This is a genomic window from Kribbella sp. NPDC003557 (genome assembly GCF_040610805.1).
Taxonomy (GTDB): Bacteria; Actinomycetota; Actinomycetes; order Propionibacteriales; family Kribbellaceae; genus Kribbella.
Genome location: NZ_JBEXMY010000004.1, coordinates 401712 through 420011, shown reverse-complemented (window position 1 = coordinate 420011; position 18300 = coordinate 401712). Strand labels below are relative to the sequence as shown.

At 70.2% G+C, this 18300-nt stretch carries 14 protein-coding genes; 11 read left to right on the top strand and 3 right to left on the bottom strand.

What is annotated here, in order from left to right:
- Positions 1 to 9: 9 nt before the first annotated feature.
- The 7 genes from ABZW60_RS18470 to ABZW60_RS18440 all read left to right on the top strand — a co-directional run bounded on the left by ABZW60_RS18470 (position 10) and on the right by ABZW60_RS18440 (position 11093).
- The gene (locus ABZW60_RS18470) at positions 10 to 1050 is read left to right on the top strand and encodes a substrate-binding domain-containing protein (protein WP_355478276.1); all 1041 of its coding nucleotides are present in this window, start codon (positions 10 to 12) and stop codon (positions 1048 to 1050) included.
- A 10-nt stretch (positions 1051 to 1060) separates the two neighbouring features.
- The gene (locus ABZW60_RS18465; protein ID WP_355478275.1) at positions 1061 to 2224 is read left to right on the top strand and encodes a Gfo/Idh/MocA family oxidoreductase; all 1164 of its coding nucleotides are present in this window, start codon (positions 1061 to 1063) and stop codon (positions 2222 to 2224) included.
- Positions 2221 to 3381 carry a xylose isomerase gene (gene xylA, locus ABZW60_RS18460; protein WP_355478274.1) on the top strand — a complete coding sequence of 387 codons (1161 nt, stop codon included), beginning with the start codon at positions 2221 to 2223 and terminating at the stop codon, positions 3379 to 3381. The genes ABZW60_RS18465 and xylA overlap by 4 nt, the downstream gene beginning before the upstream one ends.
- A gap of 86 nt (positions 3382 to 3467) precedes the next feature.
- Entirely contained in the window at positions 3468 to 8837 is a 5370-nt protein-coding gene (locus tag ABZW60_RS18455; protein WP_355478272.1) for a ThuA domain-containing protein, read from the top strand.
- A gap of 169 nt (positions 8838 to 9006) precedes the next feature.
- Positions 9007 to 10008, top strand: a complete 1002-nt coding sequence (locus ABZW60_RS18450; protein WP_355478270.1) for a sugar phosphate isomerase/epimerase family protein — start codon at positions 9007 to 9009, stop codon at positions 10006 to 10008.
- A gap of 57 nt (positions 10009 to 10065) precedes the next feature.
- Positions 10066 to 10377 carry a hypothetical protein gene (locus tag ABZW60_RS18445; RefSeq protein ID WP_355478268.1) on the top strand — a complete coding sequence of 104 codons (312 nt, stop codon included), beginning with the start codon at positions 10066 to 10068 and terminating at the stop codon, positions 10375 to 10377.
- 8 nt (positions 10378 to 10385) lie between these two features.
- A complete protein-coding gene (locus ABZW60_RS18440) occupies positions 10386 to 11093 on the top strand; it encodes a DUF2071 domain-containing protein (protein ID WP_355478266.1) in 708 nt (235 codons plus the stop codon).
- Positions 11094 to 11156: 63 nt separating this feature from the next.
- Here the strand turns inward: ABZW60_RS18440 and ABZW60_RS18435 are convergent, their stop codons facing one another.
- The gene (locus ABZW60_RS18435; protein WP_355478264.1) at positions 11157 to 11915 is read right to left on the bottom strand and encodes a hypothetical protein; all 759 of its coding nucleotides are present in this window, start codon (positions 11913 to 11915) and stop codon (positions 11157 to 11159) included.
- Complete coding sequence (locus ABZW60_RS18430) at positions 11912 to 12667, bottom strand: hypothetical protein (RefSeq protein WP_355478262.1); 756 nt, start codon at positions 12665 to 12667, stop codon at positions 11912 to 11914. Before ABZW60_RS18430 ends, ABZW60_RS18435 begins: the two co-directional genes overlap by 4 nt.
- Positions 12668 to 12733: 66 nt before the next feature.
- On the opposite strand from ABZW60_RS18430, the gene ABZW60_RS18425 reads away from it, so the two are divergent.
- From ABZW60_RS18425 to ABZW60_RS18415, 3 genes are all read left to right on the top strand, one after another.
- A complete protein-coding gene (locus tag ABZW60_RS18425; protein ID WP_355478260.1) occupies positions 12734 to 13228 on the top strand; it encodes a MarR family transcriptional regulator in 495 nt (164 codons plus the stop codon).
- 70 nt (positions 13229 to 13298) lie between these two features.
- A complete protein-coding gene (locus ABZW60_RS18420; RefSeq protein WP_355478258.1) occupies positions 13299 to 13466 on the top strand; it encodes a hypothetical protein in 168 nt (55 codons plus the stop codon).
- Positions 13463 to 14251: a GNAT family N-acetyltransferase gene (locus ABZW60_RS18415; RefSeq protein WP_355478257.1), complete on the top strand. Its 789-nt coding sequence runs from the start codon at positions 13463 to 13465 to the stop codon at positions 14249 to 14251. The genes ABZW60_RS18420 and ABZW60_RS18415 overlap by 4 nt, the downstream gene beginning before the upstream one ends.
- 2 nt (positions 14252 to 14253) lie before the next feature.
- Here ABZW60_RS18415 and ABZW60_RS18410 read toward each other — a convergent pair whose 3' ends face one another.
- On the bottom strand, positions 14254 to 15048 hold the full coding sequence (locus ABZW60_RS18410) for an SGNH/GDSL hydrolase family protein (RefSeq protein ID WP_355478255.1): 795 nt from the start codon (positions 15046 to 15048) through the stop codon (positions 14254 to 14256).
- Positions 15049 to 15137: 89 nt separating this feature from the next.
- On the opposite strand from ABZW60_RS18410, the gene ABZW60_RS18405 reads away from it, so the two are divergent.
- A complete protein-coding gene (locus tag ABZW60_RS18405; protein WP_355478253.1) occupies positions 15138 to 18188 on the top strand; it encodes a hypothetical protein in 3051 nt (1016 codons plus the stop codon).
- Positions 18189 to 18300 lie beyond the last annotated feature (112 nt).

The following is an 18300-nucleotide window of genomic DNA, read 5'->3' as shown; positions in this document are numbered from 1 at the left end:
AGGACAAGGATGTCCCGAAGTTCCGCTCGCACACTGGTGATCGCAGGACTCGGTGTGCTCGCACTCGCCGCCTGCACCAGCAACACCCCGAAGGCCGAGGAGGACAACGGCAACAAGCCGGCCGAGCAGGCCGCGGTGAAGAACGACGAGCCCGGCAAGAAGGTCAAGATCGGGTTCTCCGCACCGGCCGCCGACCACGGCTGGATGGGTGCGATCACGAAGGCCACCCAGGCCGAGGCGAAGAAGTACTCCGACGTCGAGCTGGTCGTCGCCGAGGGCACCAACGACGTGAACCTGCAGATCAGCCAGGTCGAGACGTTCATCAACCAGAAGGTCGACGCCATCGTCCTGCTGCCGTTCGACGGGGCCGCGCTCACCCCGGTCGCGACGAAGGCGATGGAGGCCGGCATCACGGTGGTGAACGTGGACCGCGAGTTCGACAGCTCGTTCGCGGCCCGGACGACGGTGCTCGGCGACAACCGCGGGATGGGCGTGTCGGCCGGCACGTACATCTGCCAGCAGCTGAAGGGCAAGAAGGACGCGGTGGTCGCGGAGATCGCCGGGATCGACTCGCTGCCGTTGACTCAGGACCGCAGCAAGGGGTTCAAGGACGCGCTCGCCGACTGCGGGCTGAAGGTCAGCAACCGGGTGGCCGCCGAGTTCACCGTCGAGTCCGGTGAGAAGGCCGCCGCCAACCTGCTGCAGGCCGCGCCGAAGATCGACGCGATCTGGAACCACGACGACGACCAGGGTGTCGGCGTGATGGCCGCGATCAAGAACTCCGGCCGCAAGGAGTTCTTCGTGGTCGGCGGGGCCGGCTCGGCGAACGTGATGCGGGACATCAAGTCCGGCAACTCGTTGCTCAAGGCCACCGTCATCTACCCGTCCACGCAGGGTGCCGACGGTGTCCGGCTGGCCCGGCTGCTCGTGCAGAAGAAGGCCCTCGGCGACCTGGTGGAGGTCGAGGTGCCGCGCACCGTGCAGCTGTACGCGCCGGTGGTGACCAAGGACAACGTGGACCAGTACCTGCCCACCGCATTCGAGAGCTAAGAGGAGAGCAATGACGAACCTGGGCATCGGCCTGATCGGCTACGCGTTCATGGGGGCGGCCCATTCGCAGGCCTGGCGGAGCGCGCCGCGCTTCTTCGACCTGCCGCTGGATCCCCAGCTGAACGTGCTCGGTGGCCGCAACGCCGAGGCTGTGCGGGCGGCGGCGACGAAGCTCGGCTGGAAGGAGACCGAGACCGATTGGCGCAAGCTGATCGCTCGCGACGACGTCCAGTTGGTCGACGTGTGCACGCCGGGCGACAGCCACGCCGAGATCGCGATCGCAGCCCTGGAGGCCGGCAAGCACGTGCTGTGCGAGAAGCCGCTGGCCAACACCGTCGAGGAGGCCGAGGCGATGACCGCGGCCGCCGAGGCGGCCAGGGCCCGGGGGATCAGGTCGATGGTCGGGTTCACCTACCGTCGCGTGCCGGCCATCGGGCTGGCCCGCCAGCTGGTTGCCGAAGGCAAGCTGGGCACGATCCGGCACGTCCGCGCGCAGTACCTCCAGGACTGGATCGCCGATCCGGAGGCGCCGCTGTCGTGGCGGCTGGACAAGGAGAAGGCCGGCTCGGGCGCGCTCGGCGACATCGGCGCGCACATCATCGACCTCACGCAGTACATCACCGGCGACACCATCGGTGAGGTCAGCGCGCGGCTCGAGACGTTCGTCAAGGAGCGCCCGGTCGCGGCCGAGCACTCCGGCCTGGCCGGTACCGCCGGAAGCGAGCGCGGACCCGTGACGGTCGACGACGCGGCCGTGTTCCTGGCCACCTTCCGCTCCGGTGCGCTGGGCGTCTTCGAGGCGACCCGCTTCGCGACCGGCCGGAAGAACGCGATCCGGATCGAGATCAACGGAAGCCTCGGCAGTCTGGCGTTCGACTTCGAGGACATGAATCTCCTGCACTTCTACGACGCCACCGAAGACTCGAGGACGGCGGGTTTCCGCCGCATCCTCGCCACCGAACCCGAGCACCCGTACGTCGCCGCCTGGTGGCCGCCGGGTCACCTGCTCGGCTACGAGCACGGGTTCACCCATCAGGTCGTCGACCTGGTCACCGCGATCGCCGAAGGCGCCGATCCGGAACCGTCGTTCGCCGACGGGCTGCGAGTCCAGCGCGTGCTGGCCGCGGTCGAGGCCAGCTCGGCATCCCGACAATGGCAGGAGATTCCGCAATGAGTGAGTACACCCCGACCAAGGACGACAAGTTCTCCTTCGGTCTGTGGACCGTCGGCTGGCAGGGCGTCGACGTGTTCGGTACGGCGGTCCGCCCGGCGATGGACCCGGTGCACGCGGTCGAGAAGCTCGCGGAACTGGGCGCCGCGGCGGTCACGTTCCACGACGACGACGTCGTACCGGACGACAGCACCCGGGCGCAGACGCTCGAGCGCTTCACGAAGTCGCTGGCCGACACCGGCATGGTCGTCGAGATGATGACCACGAACCTGTTCGCGCACCCGGTGTTCAAGGACGGCGGCCTGACCGCCAACGACCGTCAGGTCCGGCGGTACGCGCTGGCGAAGGTGCTGCGCAACGTCGACCTGGCGGCCGAGCTGGGCGCGACGACGTACGTGCTGTGGGGCGGCCGGGAGGGCGCCGAGTCCGGCGGCTCGAAGGACGTCCGGGCGGCACTCGACCGGTACAAGGAGTCGATGGACATCCTCTGCGCGTACGTCCGCGCGCAGGGCTACAACATCCGGTTCGCGCTGGAGCCGAAGCCGAACGAGCCGCGCGGTGACATCTTGCTGCCGTCGATCGGGCACGCGATCGCGTTCATCAACGACCTCGCCGACCCCGAGCTGGTCGGGATCAACCCCGAGGTCGGGCACGAGCAGATGGCCGGGCTGAACTACGCGCACGGCATCGCGCAGGCGCTGTGGCACGGGAAGCTCTACCACATCGACCTCAACGGCCAGCACGGTCCGCGGTTCGACCAGGACCTGCGGTTCGGCGCCGGGAACCTGCGGGAGGCCTTCTGGACGGTCGACGTCCTGCAGGGCTCGGGCAACCAGCCGGCCTACGACGGCTACATCCACTTCGACTACAAGCCGCCGCGGACCGAGGACGAGGAAGGCGTCTGGGAGACCGCGCGGGGCTGTATGCGGAACTACCTGATCCTGCGCGACAAGGTGCAGGCGTTCCGTGCCGACCCCGAGGTCGCGGAGGCGCTCGCCGCCGCACGGGTCGCGGAGATGTCCGAACCCACCCTGGCCGAGGGTGAGTCGCTGGACGACCTCCGCAACGCGACGTACGACCGGGAGGCGCTGGCCGAGCGCGGTCTCGGGTTCGAACGGCTGGACCAGCTGGCGATGGAGCACCTGCTCGGCGTTCGCTGATCTGACCGGTAGTACATCCCGCGCAGGGCAGAGCACGGGACTTGTAGTGGAGCGCGCGCCCTTGTCCGACCCATGAGGAGCTCCGCATGATCCAGCTACGCAGGCACGGCCTCTTGATGATGCTCGTGCTCGCCCTGTTCGCGGCGTTGCTGACCCCGTTGCCGGCCCGGGCCCATCCCGGTCACGGTGACGAGACCTTCAACGCCCTGATCTTCAGCAAGACCGCCGGTTTCCGGCACGACTCGATCCCGGCCGGCATCCAGGCGATCAAGGACCTGGCGACCGCGAACGGCTTCACGGTCACCGCGACCGAGGACGCGACGATGTTCAACGACACCGAGCTGGCGAAGTACGAGGTCGTCATCTGGCTGTCCACGACCGGCGACGTGCTGAACGCGGACCAGCAGGCCGCGTTCGAGCGGTACATCCGCGGCGGCGGCGGGTACGCCGGTATCCACGCCGCGTCCGACACCGAGTACGACTGGCCCTGGTACGGCAAGCTCGTCGGCAGCTACTTCGACAGCCACCCCGCGGGGACGCCGGACGCGACGGTGAAGGTGGAGGACCACGCGCACCCGTCGACGAAGGACGCGCCGACGCTGTGGCCGCGGACGGACGAGTGGTACAACTACCGGACCAATCCGCGCGGCGCCGTCCACGTCCTCGCCTCGCTCGACGAGTCGTCGTACAGCGGCGGCAACATGGGCCCCGAGCACCCGATCACCTGGTGCCAGGACTACGACGGCGGACGGGCCTGGTACACGGGTATGGGCCACACGATCGAGTCGTACACCGACCCGACGTTCCGCAAGCAGTTGCTCGGCGGTATCAAGACCGCGGCCGGCGCCGAGCCCGCGGACTGCGGCGCGTCGCTGAGCGACAGCTACGAGAAGGTGACGCTGGACGACGACACGTCGAACCCGATGGAGCTGGCGATCGCCGACGACGGCCGGGTCTTCTACATCGACCGGAACGGCGCGGTGAAGATCGTCAAGACCGACGGCTCGGTCGTGACCGCCGGGACGCTCAGTGTCTACACCGGCCAGGAGTTCGGGCTGCTCGGGATCGCGCTGGACCCCGGCTTCGCGACGAACGGGTTCGTGTACCTCTACTACTCGCCGGTGAGCACGGAGCCGTACGACCGGGTCTCGCGGTTCACGGTGACTGGTGACACCCTCGACCTCGCGAGCGAGAAGCAGGTTCTGCGGATCGACACGCAACGCGACCAGTGCTGCCACGCCGGTGGTGCGCTCGAGTTCGACGGCGACGGCAACCTCTACATCGCGACCGGCGACAACAGCAACCCGTTCGACTCCGACGGCTACGCGCCGATCGACGAGCGCGCCGGCCGGACCGCCTGGGACGCGCAGCGATCGGCGGCGAACAGCAACGTGCTGAACGGCAAGGTGCTCCGCATCCACCCGGAGGCCGACGGCAGCTACACCGTGCCGGCCGGCAACCTGTTCCCGCCGGGGACGGCGAAGACGCGGCCCGAGATCTATGCGATGGGCTTCCGCAACCCGTTCCGGATCGGGATCGACCCGACCACCAACCACCTGTTCGTCGCCGACTACGGACCGGACGCCGGTGCCGTCTCGCCGACCCGCGGTCCGGACGGCCGCGTCGAGTGGAACATCCTGTCCAGGCCGGGCTTCTACGGCTGGCCGTACTGCGTCGGCGCGAACACGCCGTACAACGACTACGACTTCGCGACGGGAACCTCCGGAGCCACCTTCAACTGCGCCGCGCCGGTCAACGAGTCGCCGAACAACACCGGCCTGACCCAGTTGCCGGCGGCAATTCCCGCGACGATGTGGCAGGGCAAGTCGACGACCGGCGTCCCCGAGATCGGCGGCAGCGGCGCGCCGATGACGAGCGGGGCCTACAAGTACGACGCCGCGAACCCGTCGGATCGCAAGTGGCCGGCGTACTTCGACGGCAAGGCCGTGTGGGCCGACTGGAACGACAGCCGGCTGTTCTCGGTGCAGCTGAACGACGACCGCACCGGTGTGGCCGACGTGTCGCGGATGCTGCAGAAGCTGAACTTCATCCGGCCGCACGCGCTGCAGTTCGGGCCGGACGGCGCGCTGTACGTGATCGAGTGGGGGAGCGGGTTCGGCGGGAACAACGCGGACTCGGGGATCTACCGCATCGACTACATCCAGGGGAACCGGGCGCCGATCGCGCAGTTCGGCACCGACAAGACCTCCGGTCCGGTGCCGCTGACCGTCGCGTTCGACTCCACCGGTTCACGTGATCCGGACGGTCAGCCGGTGACGCTGGCGTGGGACTTCGACGGCAACGGTACGACGGACAGCACCGACGCCAAGCCGTCGTACACGTACACGACGGCCGGGGTCTTCACCGCGCGGTTGACGGTGACGGATCCGGACGGGCGGACGGCGGTGTCGAACCGGACGATCACGGCCGGCAACACCGCGCCGACGATCACCGTGCAGGCGCCGGTCGACGGCGGGTTCTTCGACTTCGGCGACACGATCCACTACCGGGTGACGGTCACCGATCCCGAGGACGGAACGGTCGACTGCGACGACGTCATCACCCAGCCGGCGCTCGGGCACGACGAGCACGCCCACGGGTACGAGCAGTACCACGGATGTGAGGGGACGTTCCCGCTACCCGGTGACCAGGGGCATGTCGGCGCGAACATCTTCGGCATCGTCACGGTCACCTATACCGACCAGGGAGCGCCGGGAACCGGCAGGATCACCACGCAGAAGGTGGTCCAGCTGCAGCCGAAGACCCGGGAGGCAGAGTTCTTCAGCGAGACCGGCGGACCGGGCTCGGCGCCCGGCGTGCAGGTCGAGGACACCGGTGACACCGCGGGCGGCGGGAAGAACATCGGGTTCATCGAGGACGGCGACTGGTGGGGCTGGAAACCGACCAACCTGACCAACATCGACCAGATCCAGCTGCGCGCGGCATCTCCCGACGCCGGCGCGACGGTGCAGGTCCGGCAGGGGTCGCCGACGGACGGCCCTGTCGTCGCCACCATCCAGGTGTCCCCGACCGGCGCCTGGCAGACCTACGGCGACTTCACCGGCGCGGTCAGCGGCGCCTCACTCGACAGCGGGCCGCTGTACTTCGTGAAGACGACCGGCCAGCTGAACGTCAACTGGGTCAAGTTCATCGGCAAGGGCGTCACGGAGAACCAACGTCCCGCAGTCACGGTCACGGCTTCGACGACTCAAGGCAAGGCACCCCTGGCCGTCGATTTCACGGCCGCGGCCACCGACCCGGAGGGAGACCTCCCGCTGACCTACGCCTGGACCTTCGGCGACGGAGGTACTGCCACCGGGCCGGCTGCCTCGCATACCTTCACCGTCCCGGGCAAACACACCGTCACAGCGACGGTCACTGATGCGCGCGGGGCCGCGGGAACAGCGAAGGTCGACGTAACCGTCGACTCACCGTCGGCGCCGACCTGCCTGACCGGACGCTCGGACGGCTTCGACGGCAGCGCTCTCGACACCACCCGCTGGTCGGCAGTTGTCCGAGGCAACCAAGAGCTCTCGGTGGCCGACGGCAACCTCTCGATCCCGCTGACCGCGACCGACATCTACGGCACAGGCAACACCGGGACGCCGAACCTCGTCCTGCAGCCGCTCCCGGCCGGAGCCTGGTCGGCGACCACCAAGGTCACGTTGCCGGCCCGGCTGGCCTACCAGCAGGCCGGACTCATCGTCTACGGCGACGACGACAACTACGCCAAGATGGTTCTGCAGGGCCGCTCCACCGGATCACCCTCGGCGGCGGACCGGATCTTCCAGTTCATCCGCGAGGAGAACGGCGTACCGAACGAGGTCGCCGCGTCGAACACGGCGAACCTCGGCGCGGCCTACCCGGACACCGTCTGGGTCCGATTCACCTCCGACGGCGCGAACCTGAAGGCGGCGTACAGCGCCGATGGCGCAACCTTCACCGAGATGCCGGAGACCAAGCAGCTGGCCGGCATCACGAACCCGCGGATCGGCCTGTTCGGCCTGACGAACCGGACCGAGGCACTGCCGATCACCGCGTCGTTCGACTACTTCTCGATCACACCTGACGACACCGCCGAGCAGCCCACCGCGGACGACGAGTTCGGCGGGACGACGCTCGACGCGTGTCGCTGGACGGACGTCGTACGGCCGGATCCGGCCGCCTACCGGGTGACCGGCGGCGGGCTGGAGATCGACACCGGCAAGGGCGACATCTACGGCGGTACGGCGACCAACCCGCGCAACCTGATGCTGCAGCCGGCGCCGGACGGCGACTGGACGATCGAGACGAAGGTCGACGCGTCGTCGTTCGACGAGGCGTTCCAGCAGGCAGGTCTGCTGGTGTACGCCGACGACGCGAACTACGTGAAACTCGACTACCTGACCACCAACGCGGCCGGATCACCGGTTGCCCGAGGCATCGAGCTCCGCAGCGAGGTGGCCGACGTGGTCCAGTCGCCACAACCGAACGCCGCCCCGTCACCGACCCAGGGCGTCTGGTACCTCCGGCTCTCGAAGTCCGACGCGACCTTCACCGGTTCGTACAGCTCGGACGGCGTGACCTGGACCGCGCTCGCACCCGTGACGAACACCGCGCTGAGCTCGGCGAAGTTCGGTGTGTACGCGTTCGGCGTCGACCAGGCCGCCTCCAAGAAGGCGAAGTTCGACTACTTCCGGCGGGTCACCGACACGACGGCTCCCACGGTCAGCGTGGGGCTCAACCCCTCGACACCGTCCGGACAAGCGGGCTGGTGGACGGGGCCGGTGACCGCTACGGCGATGGGTGTGGACGACCGGCCCGGGCAGGTGTACCTGGAGCAGAAACTTGGCGACGGCAACTGGTCGGAGTACACCGCGCCGGTCATGCTGACCGCCGACGGGACCCACACGCTGACGGTCCGGGGGAGTGATACAGCCGGGAACGTCTCGGAGCCCTCGTCCGTCACGGTGAAGATCGACCAGACACCACCTGGTACGGCGGTCACCGGTCTGGCGGCGACGCTGGGCGTTGCCTCGACCGCCTCGGTGCGCGCGACTGTTACGGATGCCCTCTCCGGGCCAGGAACTGTCGTGTTGGCCCTGGACAGCAAGGCGACGACAGGAGCGGTCGACGGTGCGGTGCTGGGGCTCGGGGAGCACGTCCTGACCGCGACTGCTACTGACGTCGCGGGGAACAGCGCAGTGAAGAACGTGCCGTTCACGGTGGTCGCGTCGTACGCCGAGGCGGTCAAGCTGGTCGACCGCTACTACTCCGCCGGAAAGGTGCCGCTGGCCACTGCCACGGTGCTGAAGGCACACCTCAGAACCGCCGAACGCGCCGCGGCCAGGCACCAGAGCGTGGCCGCGAACGTCGCCCTGACCTTGTACCTGGCCACGGCCCGCACGGTCGCCGACGTACCGGCCCGGACCCTGCTGACCGCGGTCGGCCAGGACCTGAAGACGCGGCTCGGCTGATGACGTCGCCGCGGGATCTCGTCGCCGTACACCTGCCGCCGCCCCGGCTGGTTCGGCCCCGGACGGGCGACGGCCCGGCGAGTCCCGCGGTGACCGTCCCCGGCGGCGTACACGCGCTCCGGACGCCGCCGGGGACACCCCTGCAGTACCACCCGACAAGGAGAGAACGATGGCACGACCGATCACGCTGTTCACCGGCCAGTGGGCCGACCTGCCGTTCGAGGAGGTGGCCCGGCTGGCGTCGTCGTGGGGGTACGACGGGCTGGAGATCGCCTGCTGGGGTGACCACCTCGACGTCCGCCGTGCCGCCGAGGACCCGGCGTACGTCCAGGACCGGCTGGACATCCTGGCCAAGCACAACCTGAAGGTGTGGACGATCTCGAACCACCTGCTCGGGCAGGCGGTCTGCGACGACCCGATCGACCAGCGGCACCAGGCGATCCTGCCCGCGCACATCTGGGGCGACGGGGACCCCGAAGGCGTCCGGCAGCGCGCCGCCGAGGAGATGAAGACCACCGCCCGGGCCGCCCGGGCGCTCGGTGTGGACGTGGTCGTCGGGTTCACCGGGTCGTCGATCTGGAAGACGGTGGCGATGTTCCCGCCGGTGCCGCCGGCGATGCTCGAGGCCGGCTACCAGGACTTCGCGGACCGGTGGAACCCGATCCTCGACGTGTTCGACGAGGTCGGGGTGAAGTTCGCGCACGAGGTGCACCCGTCGGAGATCGCCTACGACTACTGGTCGACGACCGCGACACTGGAGGCGATCGGGCACCGGGAGGCGTTCGGGCTGAACTGGGACCCGTCGCACTTCGTCTGGCAGGACCTGGACCCGGTCGGCTTCCTCTGGGACTTCAAGGACCGGATCTACCACGTCGACTGCAAGGACGCGAAGCGCCAGGTCGGCAACGGGCGGAACGGCCGGATGGGCTCGCACCTGGCCTGGGGCGACCCGCGCCGCGGCTGGGACTTCGTCTCCACCGGGCACGGCGACGTCCCGTGGGAGGCGTGCTTCCGGATGCTGAACTCGATCGGCTACGACGGCCCGATCTCGGTCGAGTGGGAGGACGCCGGCATGGACCGCCTGGTCGGCGCCGCCGAAGCCGTGAAGTTCGTCCGCGAGCTCGCCTTCGACCCACCGACCGCGTCCTTCGACGCCGCCTTCTCGTCCTAGACCGAAACCGGCGGCGACGGCACCCAGAACCCGATCGCTGGGGCTACGCTCGATCCCATGAGGTACGTAGCCCGCATCGTCGAAGTCCCGGACCACGGCATCAAGCTCGAGCCGGGGGACGGGACGACGGTGCCCGAGAAGCCGACCGAGGTGAATCTGCTCGGGATGGCGGTCGCGCTGGCGCTGGGCGCGGCCGGGTACCGGCATCACGCGGAGCAGCGGGATCCGGAGTTGCAGACGCTCGACGCGCTCCTGGCCGGCGACGCGGTGATGCCGTGGAAGCCCGCCGAGCCGGGCGCGCCGGCGTACCTGGTGTGTGAACTGAACGACGGCAGGCCGACGTGCGAGGTCCGAGCGTCGGCGGAGTGAGCCGGCCGGTGAGCTGGCCGGAGGCGCCGGAGCTGCCGTGGCCGCGGATCCTGCGGCAGCGGTGGCTGGATCTGACGTTCGTGCACTGGGCGTTCGCGCCGGACGACGTCGCGCACTTCTTCCCGCCCGGGACCCGGCCGGACACCTTCGAGGGACGCACGTACGTCGGCCTGATCCCGTTCCGCATGGTCGGCACCGGGCTCCCGTACGGCCCCGCCGTTCCGTACGTCGGCTCGTTCCTGGAGACGAACATCCGCCTGTACTCGGTGGACGACACGGGCCGGCGTGGTGTCGTGTTCCTCAGCCTCGACGCGAACCGGCTGGCCGTGGTCAAGACGGCGCGTACGGTCTTCGGGCTGCCGTACCGCTGGGCCCGGATGTGCCACGAGCGCCACGGCAACCACCACACGTACACGTCGACCGTCCGGAGCTCCGGCGCCGCGGCGGTCGTCGGCGTCGAGATGGGCGAGCGGCTCCCTGCCGGGCCGCTCGAGGACTTCCTGACCGCGCGCTGGGGCCTGCACGTCCACCACGCCGGCCGGACCTGGTACCTGCCGAACCGGCACCCGCCGTGGATCCTGAACGCCGCGAGCATCACCGCGCTGGAGGCCGACGACCTGCTCGGCTCGGTCGGCCTCGTCCCGCCGGAGCGCGAGCCCGATCATGTGGCGTTCAGCGCCGGTGTTCCTGCGGAGTTCGCCCGCTGGACCGCTTGATCACCGCCGCATCCCAGACGACCTGTCCGCTCACACGCAGAGAGTCCGGGTACGCCGAGCGTGTCAACGACCCATCAGATCAGCTGTTTGGTGCGCCAGCGAGGGGATCGGTACCTGGCGTGCCCAGCGGTTGATCTCGGTCGCCAGTGCTCGTGATCCGGCGATGTCGCCCTCGTCCCGCAGGAGCACGGCCAGCAGGGTTTGCTGCGCCAGTGCGCCCAGCAGGTGGCCGACCTGCTGGCGCTGCTCGGTGGAGCGTTCCCAGTGCTGCCGGGCGAGGGCGAGGTCGCCGGCGGTGTGTGCGTGGTCGCCGAGGTGTCGCAGCGCGTACGACATCAGCAACGGGTCGCCGGTCTTCTCGCCGAGCCGGAGCGCGTCGGCGTAGTGGGCGAACGCTTGGTCCGGCCGGTCGAGGAGGTTGTCCGCCATGACACCGGCGTAGAAGCTGACGGCTCCACGCCGCCCGTCGTCCGGCGCCTGGTCGATCAGCCGCGCGGCCCGCTCCGCGAGCTCCTCGGCGTCGCCGCCCGATCCGAACAGTGCGTTCGCGTAGTCCTTGCGGAGTTTCAGCATCTCGACGTCCCACGCGATGCTCTCGTCGGCGACCTGCTCGACGGCGGCCAGTGCGGCCGAGGCGTGATCGGTCTGCTGGGCGAAGTCCTGGTCGACCGCGACTTCGGCCAGTGCCAGGGCCAAGGTGCGGCGTTCGGCCGGATCGTCGGGCCGGGTGGCGGTCAACAGATCGGTCGCGGCAGTCCATTGCCCCGAGCGCATCAACTGAGTGGCGGCGGCGACGACGTCAGTCGCAGCAAGCCGGCTCATGCCGGCACCTCCATCAGCTCAGCCATCAGCTCGGCGGTCTGCTGGGCGATGAACGGGACATCGAGCTGCCGCGCCCAACGGTTCGTCTCGGTCGCGAGTGCTCGCGCTCCCGCGAGGTCGCCCTCGTCGCGGAGCAGGACCGCGAGTGACGCCTGCTGCGCGAGTGCGGGGCGCAGCTGGCCGGCCTGCTGGAAGAGCTCGGTCGACCGCTCCCACCGGGTCCGCGCGAGGGCCAGGTCGCCGGCCGCGTGAGCGTGATGGCCGAGATGCCGCAGGGCCTGCGCCACCAGCAACTCGTCGCCGCATTTCTCGCCGAGCTCCAACGCGACCTCGTAGTGTGCGCACGCCTCCGCGGGCTGCTCGCCCACGTTGTCGGCGGTCGCGCCCGTCCAGAAGCTCGCCCACCCTCGGCGCGCGTCGTCGGGCGCCTGCTCGATCAGCGCCCGAGCGCGGACCTGGAGGTCGCGATCACCGCCCTGGAACAGGGCGGTCGCGTAGTCCTTGCGGAACCTCAGCATCGCCAGGTCCCACGAATCGCCGGGAACCGCCGCGAGTGCGGCGCCGGCGTGGTCGGTCGGCCGGCCGAAGTCCTGGTCGACGGCGACCTCCGCCCGGGCGAGCGCGAGCAGCTCGCGCTCGGCGGGATCGTCCGTGCCGGCCGCGGTCAGCAGGTCGGTCGCGGCGGCCCACTGGCCGGCGCGCAGGAGATGGGTGGCGGCGGTGACGAGATCGGTGGCTGCGAGATGGCTCATGCCGCCACGGTATTTCGACGTCGAAATATTTGACAACTAACCTTCAGTCGCTGAAAAGTTGGACGGGTGAAGGATTTCGTGGACGCGCACGTCGACCTCTGGGCCGGGCAGCTGGACGACCTGGACCGGGAGGTCGAGGGCATCACCGTGCGGCTGCAGGTGCTGACGAGGTACCTCGAGCGCCGCCGCGAGGCCGTGCTCGCGGCGTACGGGCTGCAGCTGTGGGAGTTCAAGACGCTGCACATGCTCCGCCGCGCGGGTACGCCGTACCGCGCGACACCCGGCCAGCTGGCGCGGCAGCTCGGCATGTCGGCGGCCGCCCTGACCAACCGGCTGGACGCGCTCGAGCGGCGCGGGTACGTCGAGCGTGCGCACGACCGGGACGACCGGCGCAAGGTCGTCGCGACGCTGACGCCGGCCGGGAACGAGCTCTGGCAGCGCGGGATCGGCGACATCCAGCGGGTCGAGGAGGAGCTGGTCCACCACCTGCCGGAGGCCGACCGCGCCCTTCTCGACGGCCTGCTGCGGCGCCTGGTTCTGGTGACCGAGAACAAGTCCTAGCCGCCGATGTCGAGTTCGGCCGATCTGATCCGACCTCTGGTCAAAGCGCCGGAAACTGGAGGACGGATCGATGGAACCGCTGAACCTGATGGTGTCGCTGAGCCACTTCGCGAACGCCGAGCGTGAGAACAAGCACGGACTGAGTGAGGCCGCCGGGCGGCGCCGCCGCGCCCCGAAGGTCCTGGCGGCCCGAAATGTCCGGCGGATCTGGGCGAGTCGTGTCAGAGTCACCCCGTGACTGATGCCTTGAAGAACGACTTGCTCGCCGCGTACGACGACCAGCTGCGCGGGACGAGCGAGACCGCCGACGTACCGACGAGCACCGACGGACCCGTGATCCGGGTCGAGTACCCGAGCCGCGGATTCGTCAGCTACCGCTCGCTGGACGGGCTCGACGGCGCCGGGATCGACGCCCTGATCGCCCGCCAGCGCGACTACTTCGCCGCCAAGGGGCAGGCCGTCGAGTGGAAGCTCCGCGGCCACGACCTGCCGGCCGACCTCCCGGACCGGCTGAAGGCCGCCGGGTTCGAGCCCGAGGAGCAGGAGACCGTCCTCGTCGCCGAGAGCGCCGCCATCGCCGAGCGCCTGCAGGGCCGCGACGCGGTCGACGGCATCACGATCCGGCTCGTCACCGACCGCGCGGACTTCGAGCGCATCGCCGCGATGGAGTCGACGGTCTGGGGCGAGGACTGGTCCTGGCTGGCCGACGACCTGGTCCGCCGGCAGGCGAGCGGCACCGACGTCTACGTCGCCGAAGCCGACGGCCAGGTGGTCTCCGCGGCGTGGGCCGTGTACAAGAAGGGCACCGAGTTCACCGGCCTGTGGGGCGGCTCGACGCTCGCCGAATGGCGCGGCCGGGGTATCTACAAGGCGCTGGTCGCGATCCGCGCCGCGCGAGCCGTCGACCTCGGCTACAAGTACCTCCACGTCGACGCCTCCGACGACAGCTCCCCGATCCTCCAGCGTCTCGGCTTCGTCGCGGTGACCACCACCACGCCGTACGTCTCCACGCCCGGGAAGTAGCTTCAGTCCCGCAGGACCCCGAGGATCAGGTCGGCGACGGCGCGCATGCCGGCCGCGTTCGGGTGGTACGGGACGAAACCGCCGAGGGTGGGCGGGAGCATCGTGAAACCCGTGGTCCACGGCTCGGCGGAGCCGATGGCGTGCTCCCGGCTCACCGCCGACGCGGCGACCAGGTCGACTCCGGTGGCGGCGGCTGCCTTCGCGAAGGCAGCCGCCAGGCCGTCGGCCATCAGCGCGATGCTCGGCAACTGCTCCTCGTTCAGCGGTACGTCCAGGCGCGGCCGCGTCGCAGGTCCGACCAGGCTGAGGTAGTCGACCAGCAGGATCCGCGCCTGCGGGGATCGCTCCCGGGCTTGCTCGACCACAGCCGTCAGCGCATCGGTGACGGCCTGGTACGACGCTTCGTCCTTCAGATAGCTGACCCGCGCGCGGATCCGGTTCGCCACCCGGCGGCCGAGGATCGTCGCGGGTCTCGCGATCGTGTTCAGGAAACTCCCGCGCAGGAACGTCCCGACGTACTCGAGATCGTTGCCGCCGGCCGTGATCGTGACGAGCGCGGTGTCCGGTGTGAGCGCTTCGAGCTGCGGCGGGGCGTCGTCCTGCCGGGTGTCGAGCAGGTGCGCTGTGGTGGCGCCGGAGTACGAGACGTCGACCAGGTCGAGTCCGAGCTCACGCGCGACCAGCTGCGCGTAGTTGTTGCCCGAGCGACCGGCCGGCGCGTGCACGATCGGGCTGATCCCCGGTCCGGCCGCGAACGAACTGCCGAGAGCGACGTACCGACTGCCGGATGCGATCACCGGACCACGATAGATGATGAGCCGGGTTGTCCAGCCGACGACAGAAGCAGCCCGCCGGCCGGTGCCCGGAGGTACGGCATACTGCGTCGGTGACTGACGACGCCTTCGGTACGACGGGAATCCGCGAACGGGTGCTGGCGGGATGGGCGGCCGCACCCGTGCGGTTCCGCGAGGACGCCAACGCCGAGGAGGAACTCGCCCTCGGCGGGTATGTCGACCGCCTGGTCGTCGAACTCGCCCAGAACGCCGCCGACGCGGCCGCCCGCGCGGGCCTACCCGGCCGAGTCCTGTACGAGTTCCGCAACAACACCCTCGTCGTCGCCAACACCGGCGCCCCGCTGGATGCGGACGGCGTCGAGTCCCTCGCAACCCTCCGCGCCTCCGCCAAGCTCCTCCCCACCCGAACCGCCCCGGCCGGGGAGGTTTTCCCTCCCGAGCCGGGCAGAAATCCTCCCCAGCCGGGCGTGGGCGACGCTGTGGGCGAGGTTGGGGCGGTGGGGCGGTTCGGTGTGGGGTTCTCCGCGGTGCTGGCGGTGACCGATGAGCCGGTGGTGTTGTCCAGGACCGGGGGAGTGCGGTTCTCGAAGGCTGATACCGCGGCGGCGATCGCCGAGCTCGGCGAGGCGTCGCTCGACACCGAGGTGCGCCGGCGGGACGGGCAGGTTCCGGTGCTGCGGTTGCCGTTCGCGGCTGAAGGTGAACCGCCTGCCGGGTACGACACCGCCGTCATTCTCCCGCTCCGCGACGAGGCCGCCGCGGCTCTCGTGCGCCGCCTGCTCGCCGAAGCCGACGATGCTCTCCTGCTCGCCCTGCCAGGTCTGGAACGCATCGAGATCGAGACCGACGACGGCCACCGGATCCTCGAGAACGTCAACGCCCGCTGGCATATCCACCGCACCGGCGGCACCTTCGACACCGCCGAACGCGAAACCCTGCTCGCCGACCGCCCGACCGAAGAACGCTCCCGCCCGGCCTGGTCCGTCGTCTGGGCCCTCCCGCGCGCCCCGCACGTCGATCTGCCGGCCGTGATCCACGCACCGACGCCGACCGACGAACCGTTCGCGCTGCCGGCGTTGCTGCTGGCAACTTTCCCGCTCGACTCCACCCGCCGGCACGTGGCCAGAGGACCGCTGACAGACCGACTGGTGCACGAAGCCGCGACAGCCTACGCAAACCTCTTGCAGGAGCGGGCCGCGGACGACGTACTGCGACTCGTCCCGACCGGTCTCGCCGCGGGCGCCCTCGACCGGATGCTGCGCGAAGAGATCCTCGCGATCCTGCCCCGAACGCCCATGCTCACAGCCGTCGACGGCGCCGTTCTCCGACCGCAGGACGCGGTCGTGGTGGAGGGCGCCGACGAGGCGTTCAACGCCGTACTCGCGCCGCTCGTCCCCGGCCTGGTGCACGCGCGCCGCGAGGACCGGCTCGCGCTGGATGCCTTGCAGGTAAGGCGTCTCGAGCTCGCCGACGTGGTGGACCAGCTCGGGGGAGAGGAGTCGCCGGCCTGGTGGCGCACGCTCTACACCAGCCTCGGAACCATGACCACCGACCCGCTGATCCGCGAAGCGCTCGGCACCCTCCCGGTCCCGCTCGCCGACGGCCGCCTGGTCCGCGGCGCCCGCGGCCTGCTCCTGCCCGGCCCCGAGCTCCCACTCGACACCCTCGCCGCCTTCGGCGAGTACGGCGTCCGCGTCGTCCACCCCGACGCCGTCGACCCGGTCCTCGAACGGCTCGGCGCGATCCCCGCGACACCACGCTCGCTCCTCGAGGACGGCGCCGTCCGGACCGCGGTCGAGCACTCCGCCGACCCTGACAACTCGGCCGACCCGGACGCGATCGCGCACGCCGTCCTCAGTCTGGTCGCCGCCGACCCCTCGCAGGCCGACGGCCTGTGGTGGCTGTCCGACCTCGTCCTGCGCGACGCCGACGGCGACCTCGTGCCCGCGAACGCCTTGGTGGTCGAGGGTTCCGACGCGCACGCGGTCCTCGACGCCGAGGAAGTCGCGCCGATCGCGCGCGACGTGCTCGACCGCTACGGTCTGCCCGCGCTGGAGGCCGTCGGTGTCCTCGCCTCGCTCGGCGTGATCGCCGCGTCCGACGTCACCCTCGACCGGTTGCCCGAGGCCCTCCAGGACCTCGACGGCATCGAGGACTGGGCGTACGACGTGGCACCCGACGGATCCCGCTTCGGTGCGACCGTCGGCGAGCTCGAGGCGATCCGTGACCTCGACTGGATCACCGACGGCAGCTGGCCGAAAGTCCTTCAGCTGCTGGGATCCGACCCCGGCCTGCGCCGCGCGCTGGTCACCCAGGTGCGGGTCGTCGGCCCGGACGACCGGCCGCTCGGCGTGCCGTCGTACGCCGCCTGGTGGATCCGTGAGCACGTCCTGCTGGACGACGGCGAACCGCTCGCCGGACGTGCGGATCCCGACGCCGAACCGGTGCTCGCCACCTTCCTCGACGTGGCGCCCGCCTGGACCGCCGGGCTCGATCCCGAGGTCCGGACGGCGGTCGGCCTGGTCCGGGACGTCGGCGACCTCGACGCCGACGGGATCGCGCTGGTGCTCGACCGGCTGGCCGACCCCGCGCGCGAGGTCGACGAGGCGTCGATCCTGCGGCTGTGGGACCGGCTCGGCACGCTCGCGCTGTTCCCCGGCGACGCGCCCGACCAGGTCCGGGTGCTGGACCCCGACGGGACGACCCGGGTCACCGACGCGGACGGCGCGGTGGTGGTCGACGGCCCGATGTGGGTGCAGCGCGAGGACCTCGGCGGGTTCGTGATCGGGTCCGGCGCGGCGGCGGACGGGCTGAGCGACCTGTTCGACGTACCGCTCGCCCAAGAAGTTGCTGAAGGCAATCTTGACGCCGGCGGGACGGAGGCCGACGTACCGGCCCTGGTCGCCGAGCTGGTGCCCGAGGTGCCGGCGACCTGGTGGGAGCACGAGGAGCTCACCGTCGACGGTGTCGAGGTGTCGTGGTGGGTGGACGCCGACGGGGCGCCGCACGCCGCCACGTTCGACGGGCTGGCGAAGGCGCTCGCCTGGGCCGCCGGGCGCTGGGACCGGCGGCATGTGATCCGCGCGGTTCTCAACGAACCGGACCGTTCCGTGGAACTTCTGGTCGACGCGGTCTACGACTGACCGGATCCGGACGCGGGGCCCGAAAGTACACGCCGCGTGACGGTTGCTGGAAGCGTTTCCGCGTGCGGCGTCACGGAGAGCGAGCCAACGTTGTCATCGGTTGGTATATCGA